Origin of the sequence: Corynebacterium breve (genome assembly GCF_030252165.1) — a bacterium.
Taxonomy (GTDB): Bacteria; Actinomycetota; Actinomycetes; order Mycobacteriales; family Mycobacteriaceae; genus Corynebacterium; species Corynebacterium breve.
In genome coordinates, this window is record NZ_CP126969.1 from 731,700 (window position 1) to 754,388 (window position 22,689).

Annotated in this window: 23 protein-coding genes; 11 read left to right on the forward strand and 12 right to left on the reverse strand. The window is 56.6% G+C overall.

The genetic code is table 11. The annotated features are described in order from the left end of the window. The first annotated feature begins 37 nt into the window (after window positions 1-37). Window positions 38-1,327: a serine hydroxymethyltransferase gene (gene glyA / locus QP027_RS03660; RefSeq protein WP_284826073.1), complete on the forward strand. Its 1,290-nt coding sequence runs from the start codon at window positions 38-40 to the stop codon at window positions 1,325-1,327. Between the two features lie 138 nt (window positions 1,328-1,465). Beyond that, a complete protein-coding gene (locus tag QP027_RS03665; RefSeq protein WP_284826075.1) occupies window positions 1,466-2,713 on the forward strand; it encodes an alpha-amylase family glycosyl hydrolase in 1,248 nt (415 codons plus the stop codon). On the opposite strand, the gene QP027_RS03670 is transcribed toward QP027_RS03665, so the two are convergent. Continuing rightward, the gene (locus tag QP027_RS03670; protein WP_284826077.1) at window positions 2,710-3,090 is read right to left on the reverse strand and encodes a DUF5997 family protein; all 381 of its coding nucleotides are present in this window, start codon (window positions 3,088-3,090) and stop codon (window positions 2,710-2,712) included. The two genes, QP027_RS03665 and QP027_RS03670, sit on opposite strands and share 4 nt — an antisense overlap. Before the next feature lie 24 nt (window positions 3,091-3,114). On the opposite strand from QP027_RS03670, the gene QP027_RS03675 reads away from it, so the two are divergent. From QP027_RS03675 to QP027_RS03690, 4 genes are all read left to right on the forward strand, one after another. Further along, window positions 3,115-3,756 (forward strand): LysR family transcriptional regulator substrate-binding protein, encoded by a 642-nt coding sequence (locus tag QP027_RS03675; RefSeq protein ID WP_284826078.1) that lies wholly within the window; start codon window positions 3,115-3,117, stop codon window positions 3,754-3,756. Between the two features lie 95 nt (window positions 3,757-3,851). Beyond that, on the forward strand, window positions 3,852-4,430 hold the full coding sequence (locus tag QP027_RS03680; RefSeq protein ID WP_284826080.1) for an LGFP repeat-containing protein: 579 nt from the start codon (window positions 3,852-3,854) through the stop codon (window positions 4,428-4,430). Window positions 4,431-4,546: 116 nt separating this feature from the next. After that, window positions 4,547-5,899, forward strand: coding sequence for an RNA 5'-3' helicase PhoH2 (gene phoH2, locus QP027_RS03685; protein ID WP_284826082.1), 1,353 nt, complete (start codon window positions 4,547-4,549; stop codon window positions 5,897-5,899). 47 nt (window positions 5,900-5,946) lie between these two features. After that, complete coding sequence (locus QP027_RS03690; RefSeq protein WP_284826084.1) at window positions 5,947-6,498, forward strand: GNAT family N-acetyltransferase; 552 nt, start codon at window positions 5,947-5,949, stop codon at window positions 6,496-6,498. Here the strand turns inward: QP027_RS03690 and QP027_RS03695 are convergent, their stop codons facing one another. Continuing rightward, entirely contained in the window at window positions 6,499-8,046 is a 1,548-nt protein-coding gene (locus QP027_RS03695) for an MDR family MFS transporter (RefSeq protein ID WP_284826087.1), read from the reverse strand. Between the two features lie 313 nt (window positions 8,047-8,359). On the opposite strand from QP027_RS03695, the gene QP027_RS03700 reads away from it, so the two are divergent. Beyond that, window positions 8,360-9,274: a hypothetical protein gene (locus tag QP027_RS03700; protein ID WP_284826089.1), complete on the forward strand. Its 915-nt coding sequence runs from the start codon at window positions 8,360-8,362 to the stop codon at window positions 9,272-9,274. On the opposite strand, the gene QP027_RS03705 is transcribed toward QP027_RS03700, so the two are convergent. The 3 genes from QP027_RS03705 to glpX form a co-directional block, all read right to left on the reverse strand. Next, window positions 9,242-9,766: a hypothetical protein gene (locus QP027_RS03705; RefSeq protein ID WP_284826091.1), complete on the reverse strand. Its 525-nt coding sequence runs from the start codon at window positions 9,764-9,766 to the stop codon at window positions 9,242-9,244. The genes QP027_RS03700 and QP027_RS03705 overlap by 33 nt on opposite strands. 58 nt (window positions 9,767-9,824) lie before the next feature. Then, a complete protein-coding gene (locus QP027_RS03710) occupies window positions 9,825-11,225 on the reverse strand; it encodes a class II fumarate hydratase (protein WP_284826092.1) in 1,401 nt (466 codons plus the stop codon). A 138-nt stretch (window positions 11,226-11,363) separates the two neighbouring features. Next, window positions 11,364-12,374 (reverse strand): class II fructose-bisphosphatase, encoded by a 1,011-nt coding sequence (gene glpX, locus QP027_RS03715; RefSeq protein WP_284826094.1) that lies wholly within the window; start codon window positions 12,372-12,374, stop codon window positions 11,364-11,366. A 230-nt stretch (window positions 12,375-12,604) separates the two neighbouring features. Here glpX and QP027_RS03720 point away from each other — a divergent pair, with 230 nt between their 5' ends. Next, window positions 12,605-13,177, forward strand: a complete 573-nt coding sequence (locus tag QP027_RS03720; protein ID WP_284826096.1) for a DUF4245 domain-containing protein — start codon at window positions 12,605-12,607, stop codon at window positions 13,175-13,177. A 9-nt stretch (window positions 13,178-13,186) separates the two neighbouring features. On the opposite strand, the gene QP027_RS03725 is transcribed toward QP027_RS03720, so the two are convergent. Then, complete coding sequence (locus QP027_RS03725) at window positions 13,187-13,438, reverse strand: exodeoxyribonuclease VII small subunit (protein ID WP_284826097.1); 252 nt, start codon at window positions 13,436-13,438, stop codon at window positions 13,187-13,189. Between the two features lie 32 nt (window positions 13,439-13,470). Further along, window positions 13,471-14,727 (reverse strand): exodeoxyribonuclease VII large subunit, encoded by a 1,257-nt coding sequence (xseA, locus tag QP027_RS03730; RefSeq protein ID WP_432418606.1) that lies wholly within the window; start codon window positions 14,725-14,727, stop codon window positions 13,471-13,473. Window positions 14,728-14,814: 87 nt separating this feature from the next. Between xseA and QP027_RS03735 the strand changes: the two genes are divergently transcribed. Next, window positions 14,815-15,783: a 4-hydroxy-3-methylbut-2-enyl diphosphate reductase gene (locus QP027_RS03735; protein ID WP_284826101.1), complete on the forward strand. Its 969-nt coding sequence runs from the start codon at window positions 14,815-14,817 to the stop codon at window positions 15,781-15,783. A gap of 57 nt (window positions 15,784-15,840) precedes the next feature. Here QP027_RS03735 and QP027_RS03740 read toward each other — a convergent pair whose 3' ends face one another. The 3 genes from QP027_RS03740 to QP027_RS03750 are packed head-to-tail and all read right to left on the reverse strand — an operon-like array spanning window position 15,841 to window position 19,024. Continuing rightward, window positions 15,841-16,476, reverse strand: coding sequence for a DUF6542 domain-containing protein (locus QP027_RS03740; protein WP_284826103.1), 636 nt, complete (start codon window positions 16,474-16,476; stop codon window positions 15,841-15,843). Window positions 16,477-16,487: 11 nt separating this feature from the next. Next, entirely contained in the window at window positions 16,488-17,597 is a 1,110-nt protein-coding gene (locus QP027_RS03745) for a DNA recombination protein RmuC (protein WP_284826105.1), read from the reverse strand. Between the two features lie 29 nt (window positions 17,598-17,626). Continuing rightward, window positions 17,627-19,024, reverse strand: coding sequence for an AI-2E family transporter (locus QP027_RS03750; protein WP_284826907.1), 1,398 nt, complete (start codon window positions 19,022-19,024; stop codon window positions 17,627-17,629). A gap of 103 nt (window positions 19,025-19,127) precedes the next feature. Between QP027_RS03750 and ychF the strand changes: the two genes are divergently transcribed. Then, the gene (ychF, locus tag QP027_RS03755) at window positions 19,128-20,213 is read left to right on the forward strand and encodes a redox-regulated ATPase YchF (protein ID WP_284826106.1); all 1,086 of its coding nucleotides are present in this window, start codon (window positions 19,128-19,130) and stop codon (window positions 20,211-20,213) included. 104 nt (window positions 20,214-20,317) lie between these two features. Here the strand turns inward: ychF and QP027_RS03760 are convergent, their stop codons facing one another. Then, window positions 20,318-20,539 carry a response regulator transcription factor gene (locus QP027_RS03760; protein WP_432418607.1) on the reverse strand — a complete coding sequence of 74 codons (222 nt, stop codon included), beginning with the start codon at window positions 20,537-20,539 and terminating at the stop codon, window positions 20,318-20,320. Between the two features lie 481 nt (window positions 20,540-21,020). Continuing rightward, a complete protein-coding gene (locus QP027_RS03765; RefSeq protein ID WP_284826109.1) occupies window positions 21,021-22,007 on the reverse strand; it encodes an acyl-CoA thioester hydrolase/BAAT C-terminal domain-containing protein in 987 nt (328 codons plus the stop codon). Window positions 22,008-22,083: 76 nt separating this feature from the next. On the opposite strand from QP027_RS03765, the gene QP027_RS03770 reads away from it, so the two are divergent. Continuing rightward, a complete protein-coding gene (locus QP027_RS03770; protein WP_284826111.1) occupies window positions 22,084-22,686 on the forward strand; it encodes a class I SAM-dependent methyltransferase in 603 nt (200 codons plus the stop codon). Window positions 22,687-22,689 lie beyond the last annotated feature (3 nt).

The following is a 22,689-nucleotide window of genomic DNA, read 5'->3' on the forward strand; positions in this document are numbered from 1 at the left end:
AATCCCGAAAATTCCTGAAAGGTGCCTAGAGGTTTCTATGTCGGATAATGTCCTCTACCAAGAACTCGCCCAGCTGGACCCTGAGGTCCATGCTCAAATTGTCGGCGAGCTCACCCGCCAGCGGACCACTCTCGAAATGATTGCGTCCGAAAACTTTGTGCCACGTGCCGTCCTCCAGGCGCAGGGTTCGGTTCTGACCAACAAATACGCCGAAGGCTACCCGGGCAAGCGTTACTACGGTGGCTGCGAGAACGTTGACGTCATTGAGAACCTCGCTATTGACCGCGCTAAGGTGCTGTTCGACGCTGAATACGCCAATGTTCAGCCGCACTCTGGCGCTCAGGCAAACGCTGCAGTCTTGCACGCGTTGGCTCGTCCGGGCGACACCATCATGGGTCTGTCCTTGGCCCACGGTGGCCACCTCACTCACGGAATGAAGGCAAACTTCTCGGGCCGCCTTTACAACGTTGTGGCCTATGAAGTTGATCCAGAGACCATGCGCATCGACATGGACAAGGTCCGCGAGATCGCGCTTGAGGCGAGACCAAAGGTTCTCATCGCTGGCTGGTCCGCGTACCCACGCACCCTGGATTTCGAAGCTTTCCGTTCTATTGCCGATGAAGTCGGAGCGATCCTGTGGACCGATATGGCTCACTTCGCAGGTCTGGTGGCTGCTGGACTGCACCCATCTCCTGTGCCACACGCTGACGTTGTGTCCACCACGATTCACAAGACCATCGGCGGCCCTCGCTCCGGCATGATCTTGGCCAAGGAAGAGCACGGTAAGAAGCTCAACTCCGCGGTGTTCCCTGGCCAGCAGGGTGGACCTCTCATGCACGCTGTGGCAGCAAAGGCGGTTGCGCTCAAGGTCGCGGCTTCTGAGGAATTCAAGAACCGCCAGGAACGTACTCTTGAGGGCGCCCGCATCCTTGCCGAGCGACTGACCGCGGACGACTGCAAGGCTGCAGGCGTGGACGTTTTGACCGGTGGCACTGATGTTCACTTGGTTCTGGCTGACCTGCGCAACTCTGAGATGGACGGCCAGCAGGCGGAGGACCTCTTGCACGAGGTTGGCATCACCGTAAACCGCAACTCCGTTCCTTTCGATCCACGTCCACCAGCCGTTTCTTCTGGCCTGCGTATCGGCACTCCTGCGCTTGCTACCCGCGGCTTCGATGCAGCTGCGTTCACAGAAACTGCCGACATCATCGGTACTGCACTCGCGGCCGGCAAGAACGCTGATGTAGCTGCACTTCGTCAGCGTGTGACCAAGCTCGCTGAGCAGTACCCACTGTACGAGGGGCTTGAAGACTGGAAGATGCTCTAACACTTCAGCTTCCGAGTGCTTTGACGCGCGCCGCAGATCAAGTTGTGATCTGTGGCGCGCTTCGTCGTCAAGTGCGAACTTGCCTCATTACCGTGTCGGAAATTCGAAAGAGATGATCAAACGGGCTAGATTGTTGCCATGACCAATCTAGAACTCAACCTTGCTGAGCACATCTGGTGGCAGGTCTATCCCTTGGGAGCAACAGGCGCTCCCATTCGAAACCGACCGTCAGATGGTTCAGACGCAGGCCACCGAATCTTGCGCCTTGTGAACTGGCTGGACTACGCCGCAGAGCTCGGTGTAACCGGTTTACTTCTTGGGCCGGTATTCGAATCCACGGCCCATGGCTACGACACCCTAGATCACTTCGCCATCGATTCCCGCTTGGGAACTGAAGGTGACATGCAGGTGCTTATCGACGAAGCCCGTGCCCGCGGCATCGATGTCGTCTTCGACGGCGTATTCAACCACGTTTGTGTGCACCATGATTTTGTAAAGTATGGCGGACCCGTAAAGCGAAACGGTGACGGCCAACTCGCAGATTGGGAGGGGGACGGCACCCTTGCTGAACTCGACCACGACGATCCCCGAACCGTCGATTTTGTCGTTGATGTAATGAACTTCTGGCTCGATCGAGGAATCGCCGGCTGGCGCCTCGATGTGGCGTACGACGTTCCCACGTGGTTCTGGCAGCAGGTAACTGACCGCGTTCGTGAACGCCATCCCAATGCCTACTTCCTTGGCGAGATGATTCACGGCGATTACGCACAGTTTGCACACGATGCAAAGCTTGACACCATGACGCAATACGAAGTCTGGCACGCCGTGTGGAACTCTGTGGCGCAGCACAATTTTTGGGAACTGGATCATGCTCTACAACGTCATCAGGAGTTTTCTTCCCGCAACTTGATGCAAACATTCGTGGGCAACCATGATGTTTCGCGTATCGCCAGCACAACGGGTGATGCGGGCGCAGCCTTGGCGGCGGTCGTATTGCTAACGATTCCTGGTTTGCCGTCCATTTACTACGGGGATGAGCAAGCATTCCGCGGCGAGAAAGGAGAAGGCTGGGAAGCAGACGATGCTCTCCGGCCTGAGCTGCCAGACTACCCGGACCAGCTTTTCGGCTTCGGGCACTGGATGTTTAAGCTTTACCGCGAACTTATTCATCTGAGAAAGACCAACCCATGGATCGCCACGGCGGATGTATGCATCAGCCATTTCGTTGATCAACAAATCGCGTACCACGTCTCAACCAATGGCCATGATCTGCGGGTGAAGCTGCAACTGCGCGACCAGGCGACAAAAGTAAAGCTCCACCTTGATGGGGAGCTTTACTTGAAGCGAGAGTTCTACAATGCCGAAGCGAAGGCAGTTGCAGTCTAAGACTCGGCGGAGTCTTTTCCTTCGCGGCTTTCGGCCAATTCAGTGCGGGCCGTGCTGAGCCACTCCGGCTGATTAGCTAGCAGCTCCTTGATTTCGGCAGTGGTCAGTGGCTTGTCCATGTCATTGCGCTTCAATGCGGTGATGGAGATCCCAAGCTTGCGGGCAACTTCAGGGCGTGGGTGCGGGCCGTTGAGTCGTAGCTCAGTCAGCCACTCAGGCGGGTTGTCTTGCAGATCGCGCAACTGCCCGTGGGTCACGGCGCCGTCCTGGAATTCCTGCGGGGTTGCAGGTAGGTAGATGCCAAGTTTCTTTGCTGCTGTCGCAGGCTTCATCGCCCGGCCGGATGGCTCATTGTCGAAGTTTAATTCTTCACTCATAGTGTCGACGGTAGCATTTAACCCATGTTGACCCTCGCGTTTGTCACCGGAACTGAGCCGACCAAATGGTTCAGGCGCTTTCAGCGCTCCACCACTCACGGCCTTTCTTCGTTCGATTCCGATGACGCGTTCCAGGATCTCGTCGATAAGCGGTGTGACCTTGCTTTGACGAGGCTGCCAGATGCACGAATCACCGAAGAATTCCATGTTGTGCGGCTTTACGACGAAGAACCGGGCGTGGCAGTGCCCAAGGAATCCGTGTATGCCGAGGTGGGCGAGGCGGTGGAGATGCACGATGTTGTCGATGAACACGTAAATTTCGATGGCGGGACGATCGCGGATTTGCGTGCTGCCTTGCAGGTGGTCGCTGCGAACGTCGGCGTGGCGTTTGCGCCGAAGCCCCTGCTGAAGGTGTTGTCGAAGAAGCAAGTTGTGCCGTTGACCTTAAAAAATGGGCCACAGGAACAAACAACGATCGCTCTGGTATGGCGGAAAACTGACGACGACGATGCGATTCAGGATTTTGTGGGAATCGCCAAGGGGAGGACTGCTAACTCGTCGCGTGTGGCCGCGCCGAAGCGCAATGCGAAGGAGAAGCGCTTGGCCAAGGAGGCGCGTCGGGGAGGTAAACAACCCCTAAAGAGGGGGCAACGTCGAGGTCGCTAAGCGGTATCTTAGATAATTGAAATCGTATTGAAAAGGTAGCGACGGTACGGACATGTTCGAATATCGCCGTCACTGAGTGAAAAGGACCATCCATCATGAAGCGCACATTGGTTGCTCTCGTATCTGTTGTGGCTTTAGCAGGAGGACTTTCCGCCTGCGGTTCTGAGCCAACTGATACTCCGTCAGAATCAACCGCGGAAACTAGCGCGGATACCAACGCGGATACCAACGCGGAATCTGCAGCGACGTCCGCCACCGAGTCGGCATCGCAGGAGAGCGGTGCTGAAGCCACCGACGGCGAGGTTAGCGAGTCAGTCGAACTGAAGACCGCTGATGGCACTGTGACCCTGGTGCCTGCAGATTTCAAGGCTGCGATCGATGAGGTTGTCGGCGAGTGGGGTGACCCAGAGACGATCCAGCAAGATGCCCACGGTGCGTTGGCATCCTTCAAGGAGGGGAACCTTCTCGCTTGGGCACAGGAATCTGGTGCGGCCCCGCTGGTGGGCAAGATCGCTGAAACGTGGGCCAACGACGGTGGATTGAACAACACCATCGGTCTGCCGACCGGGCCTGAAGAGGAGATCGACGGAGGATGGACCCAGACGTTTACCAACGGCGTGATCAACTGGGTACAAAATAATGGCAAGTGGGAAGCAGAGATCGAACAAAACTAACTCTGTCCCACAGGTTGAGACCTGGTCACCTGAAGTTCATCTTCCAACAATGTAATTTAAACCTTGCTCCCTTAGCGTCGGTGTTGTCCGGAAAACAAAGCTAGGGGAGCAACCTGATGTTTGAGCCATCCGTCACCGAACTTGATTACTCTTCCGAATTCACGGAAAACTTTGGCAATAAGGTGGGGGTGAAAACGTATGTTCTCGACACATCCGTGTTGTTGTCAGATCCTTGGGCCCTGCGGAAATTCGCCGAACACCACGTCGTTCTTCCACTCGTGGTTATCACTGAGTTGGAAGAAAAACGTCATCACCCAGAGCTTGGCTGGTTCGCCCGCCAAGCTCTTCGCATGTTGGAAGACTTCCGCCAAAACTACGACCGACTAGACCAGCCAGTGCCCGTCAATGTTGATGGTGGCACCCTCCGCGTCGAGCTCAACCACCAAGACCAGTCGCTTCTTCCCGCGGCATTCCGTGGAACCGAAGGCGATCACCGCATCCTTGCTTGCGCACTCAACCTCATGCATGAGGGCATTGACACCGTCCTTGTTACCAAAGATGTGCCGCTACGCGTCAAAGCGGGTTCCGTCGGTCTGCCTGCAGACGAGTACCACGCACAGGACGTTGTGCTGACCGGCTACTCGGGTATGGCCGAGCTCGATGTCAACAGCGACGATATCGATGAGCTCTTCGCCACCGGTTACGTGGCCATCGACACCGAAGACCTGCCAGTCCACTGCGGTGTCAAGATGAACTCCGGTAGCCAGTCCGCGCTTGGGCGAGTGGCACCGGGCGGCGGAGTGCGCTTGGTTCGCGGCGACATTAACGCCTTTGGGTTATCCGGTCGCTCAGCAGAGCAGCGCATCGCGCTCGACCTGCTTCTCGACGACTCCGTGGGCATCGTGTCCGTCGGTGGTCGCGCGGGCACCGGAAAGTCCGCTCTGGCACTGTGCGCAGGCCTTGAGGCCGTGTTGGAGCGCGGCCTACACAAGCGCATCGTGGTGTTCCGCCCGCTCTACGCAGTAGGCGGCCAAAACCTGGGTTACCTGCCAGGCAGTGAGACCGACAAAATGAATCCATGGGCACAGGCAGTGTATGACACCCTTGAGGGCGTTGTGTCTGACAACGTCATGGAAGAAATCATGGACCGCGACCTACTTGAGGTCCTGCCGCTGACTCACATTCGTGGTCGCAGCTTGCACGACTCCTTCGTCATCGTTGATGAGGCCCAGTCGCTAGAGCGCAATGTCTTGCTCACTGTTCTCTCACGTCTGGGACGCGGCTCCCGCGTTATTCTCACCCACGACGTCGCGCAGCGCGACAACCTTCGCGTTGGTCGCCACGACGGAGTTCAGGCTGTTATCGAGAAGCTCAAGGGTCACGACCTTTTCGCGCATATCACGCTGAATCGCTCCGAGCGTTCTGCCATTGCGGAATTGGTCACAGACCTTCTTGAAGACGGCAACTAAACACAATTGTTGCGTCGTGCTGCCTCTATCGGGAACAATGGGGCAGCATGACCAACACTGGCTTTAAGTTGCGACCAGTGCGTCCGGAGGATTACCCCCAGGTACGCTCAATTTACGAAATGGGCCTCTTTACGGGCCACGCGACCTACGAGACTCAAAGTCCAACGTGGGAACAATTCACTCGGGCAAAGCTGATTGAAACGGTCTTTGTCGCAGTGGAAGAAGACAATGACGATAAACTGCTGGGCTGGGTTTCAGCGGCGCCGGCTTCGTCGAGAAGTGTTTTTCATGGCGTTGTCGAAGACTCGATCTACATTCATCCGGATGCCCGTGGCAGGGGAGTTGCGGGAGCTCTACTCGATCGCCTCATCGAAGTCTGCACCGAGCTGGACAAGTGGGCGATCCATGCGTGGGTCTTCCCCGAAAACGAAGGTTCTGCGGCACTTCACCTTTCTCGCGGATTCGAAAAAGTGGGAACCTACCACCACCTAGCCAAAATGACATACGGCGAAATGGCGGGGCAGTGGCGTGACACCGATGTTTACGAGAAGCTGCTGCCGAAGCCTGAAGAAAAAGAAGAAGCAGCAGAAAACTACTAGTTACTCCACTGTGTCCTTCAGAGTGTCCTCCCTGATTGGGAAAAGAAGCACCAGGGCAAGAATCGCCAGCGGCACCATCAGCGCGAAAACCGGAGTAAGACCATCGTTGTAGCTGACGGTAATCGCGTGGCGAAGCACCTCGGGCAGGTCGTTGACCATCGCGGGCGTCAACGACTGCGTTCCGCTGCCACCTGCGGCGAAGGCCTCTGCATAGGGTGCGCCCTCTGGCCCCATCCGCTCTAGTGCCTGCGGGATGTTGGTGTCTAGCTGACTCGTCAGATTGCCGATGAACAAAGCGCCGATTAGCGACGAGCCCAACGAGGAGCCGATCTGGCGGAAAAAGTTGTTGGCGGCGGTTGCCGTGCCCACGACAGTGATGGGGAACGAATTCTGCACGATCAGGACCAGAACCTGCATCACCAGTCCCAACCCGAAGCCAAAGACAAACAAGTACACGCCGACTGTGACAAGCGAACTGTCCGCGGTGAGACGCGACATCAGCAGTAACGACACCGCCACGATAGCCATACCGATAATCGGATAAATCTTGTATTTGCCTGTACGCGTAATCACCATGCCCACTACCGTCGACGTACCAAGCATGCCAATCATCATGGGCGTCATCATCAAGCCGGCAGCCGAAGGGCTCATGCCGTGGACCATCTGCAGGTAGGTGGGCAAGTAGGCTAGCGCACCCATCATCGCAAGTCCGAGAACAGTGCCGGCAGCGGTGGTCAGGGTCATATTGAGGTTCCGGAACAGTCCCATTGGGATGAGTGGGTCTTCGACCCTGAGCTCAACGATGACGAACAGGACAGCGGTGACGGCGGTAAGAGCAATAAGGGACAAGATTGTGGGCGAGAGCCATGCGTACTGATTTCCGCCCCATGTGGTCAGGAGGATCAGGCTCGAGGTGGAGACAGCCATAAGAAGCGTACCCAGCCAGTCAAAAGGCTTGCGGTCGCTGGTTCCAGCGCGAAGGCGGAGGACCAAGATACAAATTGTGATGGCGGCAATACCAAGTGGAATGTTCATCCACATGCCCCAGCGCCAGCCGGGGCCATCGGTGAACCAACCGCCAAGGACAGGGCCGAGCACCGAGGATACGCCGAAGGTAGCGCCCATGATGCCCATGAACTTTCCACGCTGCCGGGCAGGAATCACTTCTGCCACGATCGCCTGAGACGTGACCATCATGCCCCCGCCGCCAAAGCCCTGGATCGCACGGCCGATGACAAGTCCTTCCATGCTGTCGGCGAAACCACCCACCGATGATCCAATGACGAATACTGCGATACCGAAGATGTAGAGCCACTTTCGCCCGATCGCATCGCCGACTTTGCCGAAAATCGGCATGGCAATTGTCATGGATACAAGGAAGGCGGTGATTACCCAACTCATTTGCTCGACGCCACCAAGCTCGCCGACGATCGTCGGCAATGCGGTAGCGAAAATCATTTGTCCGAGGGAGCTCATCAGCATGGTTGTGACAAGCGCCGTAAAGACGAGACCGATACGTGGGGCCTGCTCTTGGTGGTTGGTTACCACTCAATCTCCTTTATCAAATTGGTAAATCAGTCCGGAAAATAGAAAAATCCGCAAGCGAGGGCGTGCCTGGAGTTCTTGGATTCTGGCGAGCTGGTCAAAACCTAGCCCAGCATCAGAAACGAGAGAATCAATCAGAAATAAACATGTGCTGCTTATTGCTCACATATTACACCGCGCTAAACAAACATTCGGAACGGTGAATTAGGGCGATAATCCCAACGCCTTTCATCACGGCCCAACTCCGTCTACGCTCGGTAGAAACTTAGGCATGGTCCTAGCCTAGAGTGGAAGCAGAAGAAGGAAGGTGGCAAGCGTGGGAATATTCAACCAAGCCAAGCGCAAGCCAGCAGAGCCTGATCCAAACTTTCCGGGTCTCGATCGCTCTCGTGCGACGGAACTGCGCACTGAACTTCGCCAGGCAGCCGCTCACCGCGGCGCATCGGTCCGCATTACAGGACGCAGCGTGCTGCTGGATCATCCGAGATTCGGCACAATTGATGCTGACCTTTCGGGAGCGATTCGGCAACTTTCAGCAAACGTCCACCCCAAAGCACCACAGCGCATCGCCCAGGCATTAGTGGACCAGATGCTCGCAGGGCCCCAAGGAAGGGGCTCGAAGACGGCAAACGTCTATGCTTCCCTGCGTCCCCGCCTCATCGCGGTTGCCGACGGCAATGGCGACTTCACAAATGACACCTCGCTCACTGTGGTGATCGATACGGGGGAAGGCTACAAGCGAATGGCAAACGCTGCGCTGGCGCGTATCGACGATCTTGAAACTCTCCACCACGCAGCGCGCGTAAATCTCCGCAAAGATATCGAGTCGACCTATGACGTCGATGTGAAAGAACTGCCGGACAACATGGTGGCCATTGAAGCGGTGAGCTCCGAAATCGCGAATGCTGCAATCGATCTTGATCTGGTCTTGGACACATTTGCCCCTCGAGTCGATCGTTCCAAGGGACTGCTTTTCGCGATGCCTTCTTATTCAACGATCCTTGTGTGCCCAGTATCCGAAGGCAAAGAGCTCATCGATGCGCTCAACGACGTGGCGAAAATGGCCATCACATATCCCACGGCGCGACCACTGTCTCGTTTGGTCCATTTCTGGCACGAGGGCGTCGTTGAGACCCTCTCGTCCTTTGATCGTGAAGCACAGGCCGTTGTCATTACCCCCAATGATTACCTAATGAGGCTACTGCGCGTGGACGGGGAACCCGAGGGATAAAGTTCCCTCGACGATCGGCTTGCCATCCAAGAGATAGACCAAGTCGACCAGCCCAGATTCCGGAGTAGTGATTACCCACGACCCCTCGGTACCAGTGCATTTTCTCGTCAGCGCGGTGGAGGAGTAGGTATCTGCCTCCTTGGGCTTCAGTGATACCGCGCATCCTTGATCTGGATACGTAATCATGCCGCTGCCACCGCCAAAGGTAGCTACTGCTTGCCAGCGCTCGCCTTGGGTGTCGTCGGCAAGGCTAGTCAACTCGCCGACATATGTTCCCTCGGGAGGATTATCTGGGGAGAATCCAGGGGTTTCGGGCGTGGCGGTGACAGTCACCTGAGTCGGAGGCGCTGGGGCCGATTGGTCGTCGGAAAGCGCAATCCAGCCGGCGATCACGGCCGCTGCTAGCGCGACTAGGAGCACGATGATGCCACCGACTACGACGGGTCGATTGGCGCCGGCGGCGTTCTTTAGCTGGGAAAAGGAATCTGTCATGAGGAGAAAAAGCCCGGCGCTTGAAAGATCAAGCGCCGGGCTGGTTAGGATCGGGGGGTTAGTCGCGATCGGTGTTAGCCATGTCCAACACGTCTAGGCGACGGTCAAGCTCTTCCTCGGTGAGCTTATCACCATCGACGAAGCCAAGATCGATCACGGTCTGACGGATGGTCTTGCCTTCCTTCAGCGCGGTCTTAGCCACCTTCGCTGCGTTTTCGTAACCGATTGCAGAGTTCAGCGGGGTCACAATGGAAGGTGAGGACTCCGCGAGGGTCTTCATACGGTCGATGTTTGGCTCGATGCCGTCGACCAGCTTGGTTGCAAACTGACGAGAGGTGTTAGCCAGCAGACGAGCGGATTCGAGAACGTTGCGCGCCATCATCGGGATGAAGACGTTGAGCTCGAACTGACCTTGGGTGCCTGCGAATGCGACACCAGCGTCGTTACCGATCACCTGAGCGGAAACCTGGGTAGCGGTCTCACAAAGAACCGGGTTGACCTTGCCCGGCATGATGGAAGAACCTGGCTGCAGGTCTGGCAGGTGGATCTCGGCGAAACCGGTCAGCGGGCCGGAGCCCATCAGACGGATGTCGTTGGCGATCTTGTACAGGGACACGGCAACAGAACGCATTGCGCCGGAGAACTCGACAAGTCCGTCGCGGTTTGCCTGAGCTTCGAAGTGGTTGACTGCTTCCTTTAGCTCCTGGACGCCGGTGAGCTTCTTCAGCTCCTCGGTGACCTTTGCGCCGAAGTCTGCAGGGGTGTTCAGTCCGGTACCGGTAGCGGTGCCGCCGATTGCCAGCTCACCCAGGCGAGGCAGAGTTGCCTCGATGCGCTCGATGCCGAGCTCGATCTGGCGCGCGTAGCCACCGAACTCCTGGCCCAAGGTGACCGGAACAGCATCCATGAGGTGGGTGCGGCCGGACTTAACTACGTCCTTCCACTCGGCAGCCTTCTTTGCGAGGGACTCGTGGAGCACCTTCAAGCCTGGGATGAGATCGTTGACCGCAGCTTCGGTTGCTGCGACGTGAGTAGCGGTAGGGAAGGTGTCGTTGGAGGACTGGCCCATGTTGACATCATCGTTCGGGTGAATTTCAACGCCATTAGCCTTCGCGATAGAAGCGATAACCTCGTTGGTGTTCATGTTCGAGGATGTTCCGGAACCGGTCTGGAACACATCGATAGGGAATTCCTTATCGTGCTTGCCGTCCGCGATTTCCTTACCAGCAGCGATGATGGCGTCAGCCTTTGCTGCGTCAAGATCGCCGGAATCCTTGTTGACCTGTGCACAAGCAGCCTTGAGGAGTCCAAGTGCGCGGATCTGAGCAGCTTCGAGGCCGCGACCCGAGATCGGGAAGTTCTCTACAGCACGCTGAGTCTGCGCGCGCCACAAAGCGTCTACTGGGACTTTAACTTCGCCCATGGTGTCGTGTTCGATGCGGTATTCCTGCTCGGTCATATTTCTTCCTTGTTCCTTAGGGGAGTAATCGTACGGGGATGAAAACTTAGAAAGGCACCACTGCTTCGCCCTGTGCCCCAAGGATAGTCAGAATGAGGGGTGAGGGGCGCAGTGTTGGATTGGGGTTCTGATCAGGGATTAATCGAGTGGATCGGAGTAATCGATGACGGAGTATTCCTGCAGCTTCGCCAAACGGTGAACACTTTCTACGTGACGCACTGTTCCCGACTTGGAACGCATCACGAGGGAACGAGTGGTTGCACCATTCGCACGGTAGGAAACGCCACGCAGCATGTCACCGTTGGTCACGCCGGTTGCTGCGAAGTAGCAGTGATTGGAAGCAACAAGGTCGTCCATGAGAAGAACCTTGTCTAGGTCGTGGCCAGCAGCGAGGACCTTTTGCATTTCCTCTTCGCTTTGAGGAGCCAGCTTGCCCTGGATTTCTCCACCCATGCACTTCATCGCGCAGGCGGTGATGACACCTTCTGGGGTGCCGCCGATGCCCATTGCGATATCGATGGAGTTGGTGTCCTGCGCTGCTGCGATAGCGCCTGCAACGTCGCCGTCCATGATGTAGCGCACCTTTGCGCCAGCTGCGCGGATCTCCTTGACCAGCTGTTCGTGGCGTGGGCGATCCAAAACGACAACGGTGACCTCAATGGGGAGCACACCCTTCGCCTTGGCAACGGCCTTGATGTTGTCCTCCACGGATGCGTTGATGTCGATCTTGCCTGCAGCCTCTGGGCCAACCGCGATCTTGTTCATGTAGAACGCGTCCTTCGGGTTGTACATGGTGCCGCGCTCTGCAGCCGCGATGACGGAAATCGCGTTGGGGCGACCTTCTGCCATCAGACGAGTGCCGTCAACAGGGTCGACTGCCAAGTCCACCTGGGCGCCCTCGCCGTTGCCCACCTTTTCGCCGTTGTACAGCATTGGGGCCTCGTCCTTTTCGCCCTCACCAATGACGATGACGCCATCCATGTTGACGGAGTTGATCAGCTGACGCATGGCATCAACGGCTGCGCCGTCGCCTTCGTTCTTCTTGCCGCGACCGACCCAGCGGCCTGAGGCCAACGCCGCGGCCTCCGTCACTCGAACGAGTTCCATTGCAAGGTTACGGTCGGGGCTCTCCGGCGTGTTGGTGGTCATCAGGTGTCAGCCTCCTGGGCAAGAAGTGTTAGGTAATACTTAAAGGGGTGATTGCGTAGCAACGACCAAACACCATTCTTGCACTTTTATGCTTGAGGCAGTGCGGATTCCTCACCCGTTGAGGGGTATGTGGCGTAGGTCATGCAGCGTAATGTGCTTTTAGGCGGGCACACACCGCAAATTCGGGGGTGGAGAGTGCGAAGTCCGCAGGGCGTGCAATACTTGCTGGCGTGGCAGCAGAAAAACGACCTCGGATCTTTCAAGGTGGCAAGGACATGGCGCTGACAATCGGCGTGCTCGTCGCAGTCATGCTTATTTCCGTGGGATTTACAGGTCTTTGTTCCTTCAACCCAGGCGCTCCCGAGAGCGGGCCAGTGCAAGAAGTTGACGCGAAGACTTTCACAGATATGGAAGCGCGCGCGGTCTCATTTCCACTGCGCTATCCCGAGATGCCAGAAGATTGGGTAACAAATTCGGCGCGACGGTCCATGCTTGGCGGTGAGCCAGCGCCTGTGATCGGCTGGGTGACACCGGACAAGGGCTATCTGTCCATGACTCAAACGGGAGTTGAGCTGGACAAAGCGGTCGTTGAGATCGATGATGACCCACGCGAGATATCCAGAACCGAGTCAATAGGTGGGGCTGAAGTACAGGTGTACTCATCGAAGCAAGATGGTGTACGCGATATTTGGGCTACAGATGTGGGCGACGCACGACTACTTTTTACCGGCGCTGGCACGCCGGAAGAGTTCACTCAGTTAATCGAAACCGCGGTAAAGACGGCGCCGATTCCCACTACCTAATAGGTAGCCTTACTCATTTTCTTGCGTGCCCAATGCTGCTTCAACGCGCTGTGATGCACCGTCGAGAAGAACCTCACAGCGCTTGGCCAATGCTTCGCCACGTTCCCAGTATTTCAGCGACTCGTCAAGGCTCATCTGTCCAAGCTCGAGAATCTTGACGGTCTCGATCAGCTCGTCTCGCGCCTGCTCATAGGTCAAAGTTGCAACATCCGGGAAAGCGTTCTCTCCGGCCTGACCGGTACCAAATACATTGTCTGACATAGTTATTTGCTCCTGAATATGGTTCTTTGTGATTAGTCTGCTGGTGTGGTGGACATGCTCGCTGCAGTAATAGAGCCGTCGCCGACTCTGATACGCAACTGTGATCCTGGTGGGCTCTGCGCGATGTTGGTGACCACCTGTGGAGCGGAATGATCACGCGGCACGACTTGGACAACGGCGTAACCTCGTTCCAGCGTGGCCGCCGGGCCCAGCGCAGAAATTTGTGCCCGCAACGCCTGGATCCGCGAAGTTTCTTGGCCAAGAAGATAGGACACTTCACGACGAATCATCGCAACGGCGCGGTCAAGCTCTTCTTTCCGCTGGCGGATCGGAGTGAGGGGATCGGCGAGTACCGGCCGTGAGCGAATGTTGGCTAGCCCACGGTGTTCTCGCTCTACCCAACCTCGTAAAGCTGCGGCCATCCGCTCGCGTGCTTGCCTGACAAGTTCGCGTTCTTGTACTACGTCGGGTACAACTCGCTTTGCTGCATCGGTCGGGGTGGCTGCTCGAAGATCCGCGACGTTATCCAAAACGGGATTGTCTGGCTCGTGTCCGATGGCAGACACGACGGGTGTTACCGCAGCGGCAACGGCTCGTTGTAGCGCCTCTTCGGAAAACGGTAGGAGGTCTTCGACGGAACCTCCGCCGCGGGCGATGATGATGACGTCGACATCGAGGTCGTCGTCAAGCGTGCGCAGGGCCTCGACTACTTCTGGTACGGCGTTTGCACCCTGGACCGCGGTGTTGATCACGCGGAAGTTAACGGCTGGCCAGCGGTTCTGCGCGACTGAGAGGACATCGCGCTCGGCGGCTGAACCGCGGCCGGTGATAAGGCCAATCTTCTTTGGAAGGTAGGGCAGCGGCCGTTTGCGCGAGGGATCAAAAAGCCCTTCGGCAGCAAGCTGCTTGCGCAACATCTCAATGCGGGCCAGTAGCTCGCCTTCACCGACGTGACGGATGTCTGTGACCCACAGTGAAAATGTCCCGCGACCTGCATAAAATGCTGGTTTGCCATGAACGACGACGCGATCGCCGTCCTTGAGCGGTGCGGGGAGCTTTCGCAGTAGATCAGTGGAACAGGTCAGTTGAACGCTGGTCTGCTCCTCGGTATCACGCAATGTGAGGTAGGACAGCTTCCAAGACGGCTTCATGTTGATTTGGGTCAGCTGACCTTCGACCCAGAGCCAGCCCAAACGTTCAATCCAGCCTTTGATGGTGGTGTTTACCTTGCTTACCGGCCACGGGGCCTCCGGTGTACTGGTTGGAGGCTTTTGTGCGTCTTCTGCCACCTGTGACACTCCTTACTTGGAATTCGTGGGACGGCGGGAACTTACCCAGCCTATCCTTTTAGACTGCTTTTGGTTACGCTGGGTTCCATGAGTTTTACCGATGATGCTGCAGGCAAGAATGTGCTCTTGGCTTCCCCTCGCGGATACTGTGCGGGAGTAGACCGTGCAGTAGAAACCGTTGAGAAGGCGCTGGAAAAGTACGGTGCCCCGATTTACGTTCGCAAGGAGATCGTTCACAACCGTTATGTTGTGGACACACTGAAGGATCGTGGCGTGATCTTTGTCGATGACACCGACGAGGTTCCGGAAGGTGCCCATTTGGTGTTTTCTGCTCATGGTGTTTCCCCGGCGGTGCGTGATGCTGCGGATTCGAAGAACTTGCTCACCCTCGATGCATCGTGCCCATTGGTGACTAAGGTGCACAATGAGGTCAAGCGTTTTGCCCGCGATGGCTATCACATTCTTCTTGTGGGACATGAGGGACACGAAGAGGTCGAAGGTACCTCTGGTGAAGCTCCAGAGGTAACCCACTTGATTGATGGTCTAGAAGGAGTGGACAATGCGCCAGATTTCCCGGAAGACCAAAAGCTGGTGTGGTTGTCTCAGACAACTTTGAGTGTGGATGAGACGATGGAGATTGTCGCTAGGCTGCACGAGAAATACCCAAGCTTGGAAGATCCGCCGAGCGATGATATTTGCTACGCAACGCAGAATCGCCAAGCCGCAGTCAAAGCCATTGCTCCGCGCACCCAGCTGGTCATTGTTGTCGGTTCCCAGAACTCGTCTAACTCCAAGCGCCTTGTTGAGGTTGCCCTAGACGCCGGCGCGGACGCTTCATACCTGGTGGACTACGCGCATCAGATCGATGAGGCATGGTTGGAAGGCGTAAATACCGTCGGTGTGACCTCGGGTGCGTCTGTCCCTGAAATTCTGGTCCGCGAGGTGGTGGAATGGCTCGCTGAGCGTGGCTACGGCAACGCCGAAGAGGTCACCACCACAGTGGAGACCATCACGTTCGCGCTTCCGCGCATGCTGCGCTCCATTCAAAACAAGTAGCACTGGTAGGTGCAAATAACCCCGCACACCGCGATCGTGTGCGGGGTTATTTGCATATCAAAGTCGGTCTACTGGCCGTCCCGAGCTTTCCGACGAACGCCTGTAGCTGCCATGATCACGGCCTTGACGCGCCTTGTTGCGTTCGAGAAGCTCTTGCACTGTTACTTGACTGGAACGACTGCGTGCTTCTTGGGTGGTCCGGCGATTGCGCCGATCTTCCTCGGCCACTTGTTGGCGACGAGTAATCGCAATTTCTTCGGATTTGTCGTTGAACTTTTTCAGTAGCGCGATGCGTACCACTGAGATGACTAGGCAGGCAATGACCACAGTGATGAGGGCTGGGAAAAATTGCGCTAGAGGAAAAGCCGCCATGATGAGGGCGGTTGTCGAAAACGGATCCGCGCCTTCTGCTTGCTGGGATCGGGTGACAAACCAGCCGGTAAGCAAAACGAAAATGGCGAAAAGAATTGGGATGGAAACAACCGTGAGGTAAAGCCCCTTAGGGTTAACCAAGAAGGTGACCGCAACGCAGGCGATGGCGAAAATCCACATCATCGGCCAGCCGAGTTCCTGAGCGTTCCAACTGATCAGAAAACCGGTGATCAGCGCGGCAATGATGATGCCGATGGCAGAAAGGAGTGGTAGCCCTTCAAACTTTGAGGAGGAATGGCTCCGGCTGGACAAGTGAGACACGCTTCCTCACTCTACCCGTAGGTAGCTTGTGAATCTGTTTGAAGATCGGAATGTTGAAAGTGATTGCTATCATTTACTGCTTTGCGGGGCGCGGAATTCACTGTGGAAAGTTCGACTGGCTTGTCTCCGGATCGAACAGGGACATCGAGGTCGGCGAGCTTCCTTGCAGTAACCATCACGCGCGAGTCCATTGATCCCAGCGTGGAGTTGAATGCTTCCACTGCTTTATTTAAGGAGCTTCCGACGCGGTTATAGTGATCGGCCATTGTGTTGAGGCGAGTGAAGAGTTCAGCCCCAAGTCGCTGGACTTGTTTGGCGCGTTCGGAAATGTCTTCGTTTTTCCAACCAAGGCCCACGGTACGAAGAAGTGCGAAGAGCGTTGTCGGGGTGGCAAGAACGATGTCTTTGGAGAAGGCGTAGTCCAACAAGTCGGGGTCTTGTTGCAAGGCGGAGTCGAGAAAAGGATCTGCCGGTACGAAAAGGACGACAAACTCAGGCGTGGGCTGAAAGGCCGAAATATAGTCTTTCGACGCGAGGGTGTCGACGTGTTGGCGGAGCAAGTGGGCATGCCGATGCAAGTACCCTTGCTTCTCTTCAGGATCATCGGTGTCTAGCGCGTCAAGATAGGAGGAGAACGGTACTTTCGCATCGACGATGACGTTGCGCCCGCCGCTAAGATGCACGAGCATATCGGGGCGGTAAAGCTGTCCACGGACCCGTGCGGAGGTTTGGACGTCAAAGTCGCAGTGTTCGATCATGCCACCGAGTTCGACGACGCGTTCAAGCTGGATCTCGCCCCAGCGACCACGAACTTGTGGAGAGCGCAAAGCGGTAATGAGCTGGCTAGTGCGGTCTGACAAGCGCGCAGAGGTACGTGTGATTGCTTGGACCTGGCTGGCGATCGCGGAGTATGCGACGGCTCGATCCTCATCAATGTCGTTGATGTGGTTGCTTAGGCGCTCGAGTTCTCGCGTGACAGGGGTGAGATCGACGGGTGTTGGTAGTTCCGGAGCGGGTGCTTGGGCGACAGTGGGCTGCTGGCCTCGGTACAGGTAGCCCAAGGCAAAACCCAATGCGAGGCAGCAAAGGGCAGTGACAAAGACGATTCCGACAGTACTCATAGTCAGTACTGTCTCATACGGTCACGACATCACTTGGAACGGTTCCGCAATTGATCGAATAAACGTTTGATTTTGGGTGATGAAAGGGTGAACCGCGGTTGGCGTTGAGCGCTGCTTGTGAGGTCATCGAGTTTGTCGTCGTTAAGCGAGCCGGAGGAAGACGCGGACTCTTCGGGAATGGCGGTGGGCACCCACCCCAGCTTCTCGCGCCACTTCTCTCGCTGGTGGAAGGCTTCTTCCTCACTGATTCGCGCGACTAGCTCGCCTTCCTCGGTGCTAAAGGCCAACTCGTCGGCATCCTTCTCGCCTGCGTGGATCGCCGTCATATCTTGGATGTAGCGGAATACGACGGCGATCATCGCGGCTACCGGCACCGCCAAGAAGGATCCGATCAAGCCGAACATGCCACCGCCGATAGTGACCGAGACCAGCACGATCACCGGATGCAGGTTCATAGCCTTTGATTGGAGCATCGGGGAGAGGACGTTGCCCTCGATCTGCTGTACGGCCAAGACGATCACCAATACGATGACTGCCTCGGTAAAACCCAGCGAAACCAAGGCGACGAGGACTGCGAGTGCACCAGCGACAACAGCGCCGACGATCGGAATGAACCCGGCGATAAAGGTGATCACAGCGAGTGTGAACGCCATCGGGACCCCGACAATGGCGATGCCGACACCGATGAAGAGGGCGTCGACAAGCGAGACAACCGCTTGAGCACGAATAAACCCGCCGAGTGTATTCCAAGCTCGAGTGAGTAGCTCGGTGGCATGCAAACCGACGCGACGCCCGGTGGCAGAACGCAACCAGGGGAGAAATTTGTAGCCGTCCTTGAGGAAGAAGAACGTCAGGACTAGGACCACACCTAACGTGACCACGATCGATGTAGCGGTGCCGATGCCGGAGAAGATTCCACCTGCGATCGTGCCGGCCTGTTCTTGCAACCACGCCGCGATTTCATCGATGACCTGCTGTAGATCGCTGCCATCAACATTTAGCGGGGGACCTTGAGCCCAGAGCTGCAGGCGCTGAATTCCCTCAAACGCTTGGAGGTAGAGGAACTGGGATTGGCTCGCGATGTCAGGCGCGATCAGGAAGACCAAAAAAGCCACGGTGGCAAAGAAAATCAAAATTGAAACAAGCGCCGCAAGCCCTGACGGGATGCCGATTTTGCGCATCCACGTAGTAGGCGGCGCCAGCACCGTGCAAATGATGATTGCCAGAATGACCGGCAGGATGCCTGCCCACAGGGTCTTGACCACGTACCAAAGTGCATAGGCAAATACAGCGATGATCAAAAGTCGCAGCGCAAACATCGCCAGCGATTTAATCCAGCCGTTGAGGACGATGGAACGGTCGACTTGGTCGGGCCGCTCCGCAGCGAAGGACTCCGCGAGGTCATCGAGTTCGTCATCAACGGGCAATTGCGCATTGACAACGTGCTCGGGGGTGTTGCTTTGGGAAGTCACCTTATCTATATTGCCCTATTCCTCTTTCGAAAGCAGGTGTGGGATAGGATTGGGGGCCGTGAGCCTTACTCTTGGAATTGTTGGACTGCCCAACGTTGGTAAATCGACCCTGTTCAATGCGCTGACACGCAACGACGTTCTCGCTGCGAACTACCCGTTCGCCACCATCGAGCCAAACGTCGGCGTTGTTGAGCTTCCCGACGAGCGTTTGACCCGTCTCGCGGAGATCTTCGGATCCGAGCGCATTCTTCCTGCGACTGTGTCTTTCGTTGACATTGCAGGCATTGTCAAGGGCGCTTCCGAGGGCGAAGGCATGGGTAATGAGTTTTTGGCCAATATCCGCGAAGCGGACGCGATCTGCCAAGTGGTTCGCGCATTCTCCGACGAGAATGTTATCCACGTCGATGGCAAGGTTGACCCCAAGGAAGACATCTCGGTGATCAATACCGAGTTGATCCTCGCTGACCTCCAGACCATCGAAAAGGCACTGCCTCGCATGGAGAAAGAAGCGAAGAAAGACAAGGAGTTGGCTCCAACAGTTGAGGAAGCCAAAAAGGCGCTTGCCATCCTAGAAGATGATCGCACCTTGTTCTCTGCCTCGAAAAGCGGCGAAATCGATCTCGACCTCGTGCGTGACCTGCACTTGATGACGGCCAAGCCTTTCCTCTACGTATTCAACTCCGACGAGTCTGTGCTTACCGATGACGCGAAGAAGCAGGAATTGCGCGATCTAGTTGCTCCGGCCGACGCTGTCTTCCTTGATGCCCAAACAGAGACTGAACTGCTCGAGCTTGACGACGAAGACGCCGCTGAACTCCTAGAATCAGTCGGCCAGACCGAACCGGGTCTGCAGACGTTGGCCAAGGCTGGTTTCAACACACTTGGCCTTCAGACTTACCTGACCGCTGGTCCAAAGGAATCCCGCGCGTGGCAGATCCGCAAGGGCGATACCGCGCCTCAGGCTGCTGGCGTGATCCACACGGACTTTGAAAAGGGCTTTATCAAGGCCGAGATCGTGTCGTTCGCTGACCTTGATGAACTTGGCTCCATGGCCGAGGCCCGTTCCAAGGGCAAGGTTCGCATGGAAGGCAAGGACTACGTCATGCAGGACGGCGACATCTGCGATTTCAAGTTCAACGTCTAAGCGGAGTTGCGTCGCCGAGAGCGATCTGAAACACACTCGCGACGGCGAGCTAAGCAATAGCGATCGCTACAGAAGAGGTGCCCACAATTGTGGTATTTCCACGCCTATTGGCCAGGAACGACTAATCCACTCTCGTACGCGAGGATCACAAGCTGAGCACGATCGTGCGCTCCGACTTTAGTCATGATCCGGTTAACGTGGGTCTTTGCCGTATGCGGTGAGATAAACTTGTCTGTTGCGATTTCCTGATTGGACAGTCCACGGCCTACCGCGATGAGCACCTCTAGCTCCCTCTCAGTGAGCCTTTCGATTTCGCGTGTAATCAAAGGAGTACCGGCGATCTAATCGGGGCCAAGTGCGAGAGCCTTCGCCGGGATATGGGCCAGCCGTCTCGTCCGGGATTTCCTCCATTGATGCTGAAACAGTAAACGGTACTCCCTGATCGACGACTTCGTCCGCGGGTGGATCGAGCAAACGGCCTTCATGCGCGGGTCCATGCGGAGTACTAATTGGGCCTTGGCTGACTAAGAAAAATCAAACCAAGATTGGGAAAGTAAAACGTCCCCCTAACGCAGTCACCTCGTACTACAAGTGCAGTATCTTTTGAGGTACTACGGGAGGGGGATCTCAAGGGCGTAGCAGCGGCTCAGGCTTGCAGCGCGAGCTGCACAGCCAATGAAAAGGCCCGTATACAACGCCAAGTCTGTGCGATTTGCCAAACGTGTTTAGGTTGGCGTTATCACCGGCAACTGCTCTACGAGTGAGCTGCGCATGGAAGGTAGGCTCCAATGCTGCGCCTGATAGCGGTTAACCCAGCTCAGCGTGGAAAAACTCGACCACCTGCGGCCAGCTATCTTCTAGACCCGCCTGGTTGCTTTCGATGCTTCCACCGAGTATATCGAGGTTGTTGTAATGGTCGCTATTGGGCTTCGCAGGTGGCCCTTGAACTAGATGCCCAGCGTCGGGATAAGCCAATACGGTGACTTCCGGCCCGCCGTGTTCCTTCGCGCGGGCCTCTACCTTGCGCGCCATGTCGCAAGCAGGCCACAGGGTATCGTCCTCACCACACGTCATGAGTACCGGGCCGGCAGAGTTCTCCACGGGAATTACTGCCTTCTCTTCCGCATCGGGCGCGGCAACGAGGGATGCGCGGTACATGTCGGCGATTTCCCTGGACGAAGGTTGTCCACCGTAAGGCACGTAGGGAAGTGGCTCTCCATCGGCCGACCACGTCGAACCCAGCTTCGCCATCGCCCACGGTTTGGCCATGTCGATTCCCGCCCACACTACGTGCGAAGGGGCAGCCGCCACTGTTGCCTTGATCGACGTGTCGCGGCTGGCAATCAGCAGCGCGGCCTCGGCACCCTTGGATCCTCCAAAGATTCCTACGGCATCGGGATTGACCTCCGGCTGTTCACTAAGCCACGACAGCGCGGTGTCAAAGTACTCCAAGGGAAGATTTTCCATGATCTGGGGTTGATCAGCGGCACCGTAATAGGACAAGGCCATCGTCGTAAAGCCCTCGTCGTTCAGCGTTTGCGCGATTGCGTCTGTGCCACCGCTCAGGCCACCTTCGGAGCCACCAAGCACCAAGATTGCCGGGGAGTTGGCTTCAGCCGGGTAGTAGTTGGCCAGCAGGCCATCTTCGGTGATGCGTTGGCCACCATCCCCGGGCTCTGCAACATCGAAACTAGGTGCCCAAGGCTTCCAGATCATCAACGCGATCATAGCTATGACCAGCAGGAGTACGAGTACTCCGATGAAGATTCCAATCCATTTCAATGCGCGTTTCATGGCTGTGATCCTTAAAAGGGGAGGGTCTAACTCCATCGTAGATCAGCCAGTGTGCGGGCAGGCTAGGATGTGACGCATGACTAATGAATATGATCCCCAAACAAACGCCGCGGAGTGGGACGAGCGCTACTCGGAAAGCGATCGCATGTGGAGTGGCAACCCAAACGGTTCGCTTGTCGCTCTAGTCGAGGAATTCACCCCAGGCACCGCCGTGGACGTAGGTTGTGGCGAAGGTGCCGACGCTTTGTGGCTCGCAGACCGTGGTTGGGAGGTCACCGCGATCGATCCTTCCAAGGTTGCCATTGAACGTGCAAAGCTTCACGACGAACATAGCCGCGTGAATTGGCTCGTTGCCGGTGTGCAAGAAGCCACATTGGACGGGGGATTCGACCTCGTCGTCGCAATGTACCCGGCAATTACCCGGGGCCAGGGAGAAGAAAAGCTGCTCGATCTTGTGGCCCCGGGCGGTCACCTGCTCTTTGTTCATCATGTGATCGATACCGAAACAATGGAGTCACATCCACACTTTGCGACGATGGTGATGCCGGATCACATTGAGCACCTCGCGAACCAGGCCGGCTGGAACGTAGTGATTAGCGAGGACCGCGAACGCCATGTGTCGCACGGTCGAGGCGCGGGGCACACAACGGATCGCGTCGTGCTGGTGCGTAAACCGTAGTCT